Raw genomic sequence first — 9966 nt, 5'->3', positions numbered from 1 at the left:
TTAGCACCCTTATTCGAGATAAAATAGCGATCATCCGCCTGATCGTATACAATGCTTTCAGGATTATTGTACGATTGGGACATCGAAATACCACTAATAAATAGTAGTAAACAAAGAATAAAGTAGTGTTTAATCATAATCTTTTTTTTAATTGGGTTTGGTTAGTTAATATCAATAAGAGTGTTGAAACTGGTTTTACCCTATCCATTTATATCAAAAAAATAGTTTCATAAATATACTATGAAGTAAAACAATTCCTTAGCATGCCTGCTAAAATTTATCATTAAACAGAAACATGTGTGTGGCGATCCCTTAAAACCCATCCGAATATTTTTCAAACCACAATTGAAGTATAATCCAATATACCCGCATTTATCTGTTGCTAAACATTATCCTTTTTAACTCATGCTTTTCGCCCTTTTTGTAACGGCGTTAAAAGCGTCCAAATAACAACTTAAAATAAAAGCGTACCAATTCGATTCTTGATACTTCTGTAGATTTCCATAAGAATATTATGTATTCAATTTTAAGTGAAATTACAAACGATTTAAATGCCACACAGCAAGGCTTGTTGTCGTTTCTATTTCAAGACCTTAGGCTCTTTTTCTAAAACAAGTCAAAAAGCATTTTTTTTACTTGGATTTTTATTTACTTTTGGCGCAAATGAAGTTCTAAACAAAACTCAATTTTAGTGCTTGGATGCAAGTCATCGTTTAAGAAGTTCTTAAACATTGAAAAGCGATCTGAATGCTTAAAAAACACATAACAAATGCCACAAATTTCGGATAAAGGCCGCTTGATGCCTGAATCACCAATTCGTAAATTGGTTCCTTACGCAGAAGCAGCAAGAGCTGCAGGAAAGACTGTGTACCCATTAAACATTGGTCAGCCAGACATTAAAACCCCAGAGGTTGCAATGGAAGCGATTAGAAATTGTACTGAAAAGGTGATTGAGTATTCTCACTCAGCGGGTAATATTTCTTATCGTAAGAAATTGGCTAAGTACTATCAGAACATCGGAATTAATGTTGATGAAAATGAGATGTTGATTACCACTGGTGGTTCTGAAGCAATCACTTTCTCGTTGATGTCTTGTATGAATCCGGGTGATGAAGTTTTAATTCCAGAGCCATTCTACGCAAACTACAATGGTTTTGCAGTAGCTGCAGGTGTTGTGGTTAAGCCAATCACTTCGAGTATCGAGAATGATTTTGCTTTGCCTTCAATCGAGGAGTTTGAAAAATTGATGACACCTAAAACTAAAGGTATCGTTATTTGTAATCCAAATAATCCTACTGGATATCTTTATTCAAAAGATGAGTTAAATCAATTGCGAGAATTGGTTCTTAAACATGATTTGTATTTATTTTCTGATGAAGTTTATCGTGAGTTCTGTTACGATGGTGAAGAGCATTTTTCAGCTATGAACCTTGAGGGTTTGGAGCAGAATGTAATTCTTATGGACTCAGTATCGAAGCGTTACTCTGAGTGTGGTGTTCGTATTGGAGCATTGATTACCAAGAACAAAGACGTGATCGATACCGCAATGAAATTTGCACAAGCGCGTTTGTGTCCTCCTGCTTTCGGTCAGATTGCTGCTGAAGCTTCTCTTGAAACTCCTGCTGAATATTTCACTGAAGTTTACAACGAGTACATCGATCGTCGTAACTTTACTGTTGAAGCCCTTAACAATATGGATGGCGTTTATTGCCCAACTCCTAAAGGTGCTTTCTATACAGTCGTTAAACTTCCTATTGACGATTCAGATAAATTTGCACAATGGATACTTGAAGACTTCGAGTACAAAAACCAAACTGTAATGGTTGCACCTGCTACAGGATTTTATGCAACACCAGGATTAGGTAAAAACGAGGTTCGAATTGCTTACGTTCTAAAAAAAGAAGATCTAGCAAACGCGATGGAAACTTTAGCTGAAGCACTTAAGGTTTATCCAGGAAGAACGATCTAAGGTCAGTATATATAAAAAGGCTGTTCCAATGGAGCAGCCTTTTGTATTTTAAATTAAATCGCAAGCATCAGCGGGCATCCAGTGTTTATCCTTGCCGTCCCATTTCACATTGCAGCCAATCGGATTAGTCAATGGAACAGAGATTGGTTTTCCAGCCAAATATTCATCAATAGCTCTTTCCAAATCTCTTACCTGTACTTTTGAAGTATCCTTCGGATTATCAACAGCTCGCCCCGTGTAAATCAACTTTCGACCTTCATCAAAAAGATAAAAGTGGGGCGTTTTTAATGCGCCATATGCTTTAGCAACATCTTGTGTTTCGTCGTATAAATACACCCATGGGAAATCATATTCTTCCATTCGATCTATCATATGATCGTAATCGTCCTCAACATAGGTGTTCGCTGAATTTGAATTTATGGCAACAAACTCTACACCATTAGGAATGTATTTATCTGCTATGGCACGCGTATCTTCATCTGAACCTATAACATAAGGACAATGATTACAAGTGAAAAAGACAACAAGTAGTTTAGATGATTTAAAATCTGAAAGTTTATATGATATACCGTCAGTTGCTAATAAATTAAATTTAGGAGCTTTGTCAGTTAATTTTAAAGTGAATGCCATTTTCTTAAATTTTAAGATGAATAAAATCCAAGTTAAAGATTATTCTTAAGTATTCTAAATAAAATACTCATAAAATCACTCAGCCAGAACCATCAAAATTTATTTCAGATCAGGATAGATAAGGTACTTTTTTCTGATTGATTTAAATTCATCAAGATTCTTTTTCCATGATTCTTTAATCTCAGATTCCGATTGACCTTGAATAATTTGTTGTCGTAATTGCTTTGTTCCAGCCAACTTCTCAAAAAAAAGATTGAAGAACTGAGTTTGATCATTTAACTCTGAATAAGCTTTTAGTAAAAAAGATAAGTCAAGTTCTTTTTGTTCCCTTAAACGTTCAATATCTATTAACCTCAAATCTTCACCTTTACATATTTGCCCTTTAAACTTGGGATTCTTGCTAACACCTGCAATACTTCTGGGTTTAAACTCAAACTTCCCTTTTTTCAATAGTGGATGTCCATAAACTTGAAAAGGGAAATCCGTCCCCCTACCAGCACTTACCACTGTTCCTTCAAAAAAACACAGAGATGGATAAAGTTGTATAGATTGATAATTAGGCAAGTTTGGAGATGGTTTTACGGGTAATTTATAAACTGAATTTCGAGTCCAGTTGGCACAAGTAATAACTTTCAGATCACATTGAACGCCATTCTTCAACCACTTTTCGCCATTAATCATTTTAGCATACTCACCTATCGTCATCCCATAAACAATAGGCACAGGGTGCAAACCAACAAAGGATTTACAATCCTCTTCCAAAACAGGTCCATTAATATAATGTGCATTCGGATTAGGTCTATCTAAAACTAATAAAGGAATATTATTCTCAGCACAGGCTTCCATCATATAGTGCAAAGTCGATAGATAGGTATAGAAACGAACACCCACATCCTGCAAATCGAAAACAACAAGATCTACTTTTGATAAATCTTTTGGATATGGCTTCTTGTGTTTTCCGTATAGAGAGATAATTGGTAAATTCGTCTTAGAATCGATACCATCTTTTACTTTCTCTCCTGCATCTAAATTCCCTCTAAAACCGTGCTCGGGACTAAATATCTTTATCAGGCTAACTTTTTTTGACAAAAGAAAATCTACTAAATGATGTTGATTCACAAGTGAGGCTTGATTAGCAACAATCGCAATATTTTTGCCTTGCAAGATTGACTGATACTCAGAAAAACGTTCGGCAGCAGGAACAATTTTATTTGACTTTGTTTGGGAACAAGCAGTTTGAAAAATCAAAAAACACAAAATAAATGTGAAGAGATAGATTTTGTTTCGGTGCATTCTTTTAATTTTAGATTTACTAAGTGTGAAATTACTATTTTTGTATCTAACACCTATTAGCAATTGAATTATTATTGACACTTAACTGTAGTTGATTTTAAAGTTAACTTTGATAAAAAATATCGATTTGAATTTAGAACTCTATATTGCCAGGAAAATCACCTACAAGAATAAATCTGACCGTCAGATCTCTCGTCCCATCATTAGCATTGCTACTCTGGGAATTGCTTTGGGTTTATCGGTCATGATTCTTGCAATAGCCATTGTTACGGGTTTTAAAGCTGGTATTACAGAAAAAATAACTGGTTTTGGTTCTCATATTCAAATTAGTAACTACGACAATAACAATTCATTCGAAACCTATCCAATCGATATAAACTTGATTCCTTTTGATCATTTGTCGCAAATTGAGGGGATAAAACACATACAAAGTTTTGCCACTAAACCAGGTATTATAAAAACAAAAGATGAAATTCAAGGTATCGTTCTCAGTGGAGCCTCTTTAAATTACGATTGGTCATTCTTCAAAGATAAATTAGTTGAAGGTGATACAATAAGTATGATACCTTCAGAAAAGAGTAATCAAGTTCTCATCTCTGAGAAATTAGCAAAACTTCTTCATTTAAGTGTAGGTGAAAAACTAATTATGTACTTCGTACAGCAACCTATTCGCCAAAGAGCCTTTACGATTTCAGGCATTTACAATTCGGGTATGGATGAGTTTGATAGGCTTTTCGTGATTTGCGACATGCGCCATATTCAAAAATTGAATAATTGGGAGGACAATCAAGTTAGTGGAATTGAAATAACGTTAACTGATTTTGAAAATCTTGACGAAACAAAGGAACTTATTCGTGATAATGTAACTGGTATATTTACAAACGATGGATCAACTTTTAAAGTTAGGAGCATCAAACAGAGACATCCTCAAATATTTAACTGGCTTGAGATGCTCGATCTTAATGTGTGGATAATTCTTGGTTTAATGATACTAGTCGCAGGATTTAATATGATTTCGGGCTTGCTCATTATTATTCTTGAGAAGACCAATATGATTGGTATTCTTAAAGCTCTAGGGACAGATAATTGGTCTGTTCGAAAAATATTTCTCTATCAATCATCCATGATTATTGGTAAAGGAATGCTTTGGGGAAATCTCATCGGTATCGGAATCTGTTTGGTTCAATATCATTTTCAGCTTATAAGTCTCGATCCGGTGAATTACTACTTAGACACTGTCCCCATTAATCTAAATATATTTCACCTGTTCTTACTAAATATTGGAACACTTATAGCGACAGTGAGTATGCTTCTTGTTCCATCTTATTATATTACTCGTATTACACCAAGCAAGGCAATAAAATTTGACTAAGCTAAAACACACGGATATAATCTTATCCAAATAATTTCACATTCGACGGTGTAAATTATTTTACACTCTCAGAAGATTGAATCGAGGTTTTCCTTATATTTAATGGTAGTTTCAAATACCATCAAAATGATATATCCCAATTCAATAAAAAATATAGATCAGTTTGTAGAAGACTTCATTAGAGAGTTTCAGATGGGCTTACCTGGCTCTAAAGCTCAACAAAAAATGTCTCCTTCTATTCGTAATTATTCCAATAATAAAAATGATCCTAGTCTAACCAGAGACAGTAGTGTCTTAATTCTCTTTTACCAAAAAGGAGACCAGTTATATTTCCCTCTAATTGAAAGAAGCAATGGAGATCATAAGCATAGTGGACAAATAAGTTTACCTGGAGGGAAATTTGAACTTACCGACAAAAATCTTATTGAAACGGCTATCAGGGAAACCGAAGAAGAATTAGGCTTATTGGGAGAAAAAATACATATTATTGGACCAATCACAGGTCTGTACATACCAATCAGTAATTTCCAAGTTCAACCTATAGTTGCCTATTATGAAGGCTTACCTCAATTCAAGGCAGATTCTTTTGAGGTCAAACAAATAATTGAGACCAATATACAAGAATTATTTAAGGCCGATAATAAGCATGAGGAAACGATCCATAAAAATGGATTTGAGATAAAAGCACCCTATTATGAGGTAAAAGGACATAAACTGTGGGGAGCAACTGCAATGATTGTATCAGAACTGGAGGAATTACTCAAGAGAGCTAATCTCATCGAGTAAAACTGTATTCTGATAATGGTCATATATTAAAAGTATTTTTTTCACATAATTGTAGGGTTCTTTTCCTCTACAATAACCATATCTGACAACCGGATCTTTATAGAATTCCGGTTTTGATTTATTTAGGAGATAATAATCAACACTACCTTGCCATAAATCAGGGTTTTGTCCATTCTTCTCGGCCAAGCGTCTTGCATCAAGAATATGGCCTAATCCAACATTATACGAAGCCAATAAGAATTTCAGTTTATCTGTTTTATCTAGAAGGATCTTATCTAATCGACGACTTAAATACTTTAGGTGTTTTGCCCCAGCCTTTAAATTTTCTTCGGGTTTAGAGTCTTCATCAACATCATAACGAAAAGCTGTTTCTGGCATCAGTTGCATCAAACCAAAAGCACCAACCCATGATTTAGCCTTAGGATCGAAATGCGATTCTTGGGAAACTAAAGCCGATAGTAATCTCCAATCCCAATCAATTATCTTAGAGTTTATCTTAATGAGATCATCATATTCCGAAATTTTACCACTCTTAAGCGTAAAATACTCGCTATTGTGACGTCCTATAATTCTAGAACTCAAAAAGTACTTACGATATATTTGGTTATATCTCGCTGAGTTTTTAAAACTTTGAAGCCAAATATTAATCGCATCAGTTAGCTCATCACTCCCTTTTCTCAGAGCCCAAGCCATATCCTGTGGAAAACTAATTTCAGTATCAGTATCAATATTAGGGTAGTAGTTTTTATTCACAATAGCCACGTTTTGATCAGCTATTGTATAATCAATTTCACCTTTTGAAACACTTTCAATAAGTTCTTCAACCTCTATTCGCTCAAGTTTCTCAATATTGATAGAACGTCCTATCTCTTTAGAGAGATTTTCTAATCTCTCAACATAAGCTGAAGCTTGTTGAACATGTATCAACTTATCACCAAGTTCTAATTGATTTCTGATAATAGTCATAGAATCATTTACCGAAACCTTACGTTGAATTAAAACTTGCTTCGACTGACTATGAGGTAAAGTGAAATTAAACCGCTCTTGTCTATCTTGAGTAATAGCTAGATTCATTCCTATAAGATCAATATCACCATTATCTAAACTAGAAAAAGCTGACTGGAGATCATTTTCAACGCTCAACTCTAATTTCACATCAAGTTCTTCAGCAAGAGCACTCAGTAATTCATACTGAAAGCCCATAGCTCGTCCCTTATAAATGAAATAGTTTGTCGAATTGTAATCAGTACTCACTCTCAATTTACCACGCAGCTTGATGTGCTTTAATCCAAGCACAGTCTTAGCTGGCTGACGTAATCGTATCGTTTGTCGATTTTGATTACATGTCTGCAGGAAGATCATGAGTATTAGAGGGATGATTAACTTTATATATTTAAATTTAAACATATGCGATTTCTTACCGTTATTTAAATTAATTAAAAACGGACACCTAACCAAAAAACAGACTGTTCATTGGTCAAATAAATATGATATTTTTAATCGTAGAATGTCCATCGCAATCCGTACTTAAGCATACCTGGATTGATTGGATAATGAAGAGAGCTGAAGTAGTTTTGACTACCCATTGTAGCATTTAAGTGTTCGTACATGATAAAAATACGAGTTCGCTTAATTCGAAAATTGAAATACAGATCAACCTTTGGATAATCGCCTAACTCTTGCTCTTTCTGCAAGAAGAATTGTCCTGTTGATGGCATGTAATTCGGAGCGTAAAAAGCAGTATTGTAATAAACAGAAAAACCTGCTTGTATGTCTAAGGCACCATTAAAAAAAGTGTTTGAATAATAATTATTACTATAGACTGATAGATCTGGTAATGGTAGAATATTTTGATTAGAGCTCTTCTGTCCTACAATCTTCTGACTTAAAGTAAAATTACCTAATCTAAAGTCCTTCTCAATATAAGCCGTTGTAACCTGGATAGATTTGCTAGTTTGAGAAACAATTGTATCGTATCCAAAATAGGTATAATTCTCTAAGTTACTAATATGTCCACCTATCTTAAATCCGTATTTCTTTACTTGATATTCTAATCCTAAAGATATCTCTTTGCTTTTATCCAGATTTAGAGACCAGTGCTGATGATTTCCATGATATTCAGTCATCAAAAAATTAGGCGTATTTGATTTTACCTGTGAGGTAATTTCAAGACTTTGTCTATTTATTGAATCTCCAAACTGATAAACTAAATTTCCATCAAGTTGATAGTCATTTTGATTGTATCCTTCAAAAACATAAGAACCAGAGAATTTCCAATTCCAATCCTTCCCAGTTTGACGAAAGATACTTGTCATCAACTGTGTGTTATGAATATTTTTATCTTTTTGAGAATATAAATTCTCACCAATTGGTCTACGCAGATTATAAGTTGAAAATTTATTCAATAATCCAAAACGGGCACCAAAACTCAATTTCTTATTTTGATTTTCATTAAAGACGATATGAAAACCGTTACTAAGCATCTTAAGCGTTGTTTCATCAGCACTCTTATCATTATTCAAATAAGTACTCTTGAAAAAATCTTTATTTACTGTACCTTCCTTAAACTCTCTACTATCCGATTCAAAATTAAAATCATGAATCAATTTAACTGGATAAATCTGACTGGTATCACCATCAATAATCAAATCTTTTCCATTACCTAAATTGTAGTATTGGTTTGCAGTAAAGTTGAAATTCGACAGTTTATTCTTAGTCTCTGATAAATTCACCTTTACATCTTCAGGTTTATCTCCTGAAGCAGAAACAAAATCATCTGGGTCTACACCACCATTTTCATTTACCAGAATCCTATTCTGATTCATTACAAAATGAGCACCATATCGGCCCTTCTCGTAATTTGAAAATAAGTTGAAATCATATAATCTAGTTTTCTGATGTTGGTATTGCCCTTCGCTTGAAATCAAGTTAAAACTTATACCTAAATTCCAGAAAGGATTAATGTTCTGAGTATGCAGAACTCGAAGATTATTCTCTGCCCTGTCTTTAGATCCAGCTGTCTCATAAAAGAAACTTGTAAAGGGTGTCGTCGTATAAAAAAACAGGACTTCTTTTGGCATATTCATATAAGCCTCAAAAGTATTGAAGAACATGAAAGACTCGTTACGAACACGATCTTTGAAAATTAGACTCTGATAAGGTGATCCTAGATTTCCTAGATACGAATTAGCAATGGTTCTTTGATATATAGGATTGAAGTTGTGGATATTGCACAATAAAGTATCCACATGAAGGTTTAGTTTTCGGGTACCATAGTCCGAAAGTCGCCAAGTTTTAATGTGCGATTCAACACTATTATAGCCTAGACTATCCATTTCACTTTTTTCTCCATCACGCTTTAAACCCGATTCTCCCAACTGACCTTGTGTTCGGTTTCCGAGTTTTTTTTGGGCAGCCAAAGACAAGCTTAAGCATAGAGTTAATATGAATAAAATGAAAGTTTGTTTCATAGCCTGCAAATATAAGGAAAGTGTCAATAAGAAAATTATTTTTCAACTACAAATCGGTTAAAAAACATTAATGTTTGACGAAAATGCGTAATAAAATGATGAACAACACAATGGTTAACCCCACTGAATGATAGATTGTTAGAAGAGTTATTTATTTGACAATAAAATGAAGATCTTAAAAATAAACTCCTTATCATATTACAATATAAACATCAAAATTATTACTTTAAATACCATCGTTTTTAAACGAAAATCCGAGTTTATTTCCTTTTGCTTCTTTAACTTTCCTTCTTACCTGAATTTAAGGCATAAAAAAAGCGTCTTGCTTCGTAAGAAACAAGACGCTTAAAGGTTGGCATCGACCTACTCTCCCACCTTTCGGCAGTACCATCGGCGCTAATGGGCTTAACTTCTCTGTTCGGGATGGGAAGAGGTGGAACCCCATT

Annotated in this window: 7 protein-coding genes and 1 rRNA gene; 3 read left to right on the top strand and 5 right to left on the bottom strand. The window is 34.1% G+C overall.

The features are described 5' to 3' along the window. Positions 1-769 precede the first annotated feature (769 nt). Complete coding sequence (locus ABY905_RS09845) at positions 770-1969, top strand: pyridoxal phosphate-dependent aminotransferase (protein WP_372643102.1); 1200 nt, start codon at positions 770-772, stop codon at positions 1967-1969. A gap of 48 nt (positions 1970-2017) precedes the next feature. Here ABY905_RS09845 and ABY905_RS09840 read toward each other — a convergent pair whose 3' ends face one another. Both ABY905_RS09840 and ABY905_RS09835 read right to left on the bottom strand, forming a co-directional pair. Then, on the bottom strand, positions 2018-2599 hold the full coding sequence (locus ABY905_RS09840; RefSeq protein ID WP_372643100.1) for a thioredoxin family protein: 582 nt from the start codon (positions 2597-2599) through the stop codon (positions 2018-2020). 99 nt (positions 2600-2698) lie between these two features. Further along, complete coding sequence (locus tag ABY905_RS09835) at positions 2699-3892, bottom strand: exo-beta-N-acetylmuramidase NamZ domain-containing protein (protein WP_372643098.1); 1194 nt, start codon at positions 3890-3892, stop codon at positions 2699-2701. A 127-nt stretch (positions 3893-4019) separates the two neighbouring features. Here ABY905_RS09835 and ABY905_RS09830 point away from each other — a divergent pair, with 127 nt between their 5' ends. Then, positions 4020-5264: an ABC transporter permease gene (locus tag ABY905_RS09830; RefSeq protein ID WP_372643096.1), complete on the top strand. Its 1245-nt coding sequence runs from the start codon at positions 4020-4022 to the stop codon at positions 5262-5264. 126 nt (positions 5265-5390) lie between these two features. Further along, entirely contained in the window at positions 5391-6050 is a 660-nt protein-coding gene (locus ABY905_RS09825; RefSeq protein ID WP_372643094.1) for a CoA pyrophosphatase, read from the top strand. Here ABY905_RS09825 and ABY905_RS09820 read toward each other — a convergent pair. From ABY905_RS09820 to rrf, 3 genes are all read right to left on the bottom strand, one after another. Next, a complete protein-coding gene (locus ABY905_RS09820; protein ID WP_372643091.1) occupies positions 6021-7457 on the bottom strand; it encodes a transporter substrate-binding domain-containing protein in 1437 nt (478 codons plus the stop codon). The two genes, ABY905_RS09825 and ABY905_RS09820, sit on opposite strands and share 30 nt — an antisense overlap. 89 nt (positions 7458-7546) lie before the next feature. Continuing rightward, complete coding sequence (locus tag ABY905_RS09815) at positions 7547-9520, bottom strand: putative porin (protein ID WP_372643088.1); 1974 nt, start codon at positions 9518-9520, stop codon at positions 7547-7549. A gap of 350 nt (positions 9521-9870) precedes the next feature. Further along, positions 9871-9966: ribosomal RNA gene (rrf, locus tag ABY905_RS09810) — 5S ribosomal RNA — on the bottom strand; the annotation flags it as partial.

Source organism: Ancylomarina sp. (genome assembly GCF_041555295.1).
Lineage (GTDB): Bacteria > Bacteroidota > Bacteroidia > Bacteroidales > Marinifilaceae > Ancylomarina.
This window is presented reverse-complemented; position numbering and strand designations above follow the sequence as displayed.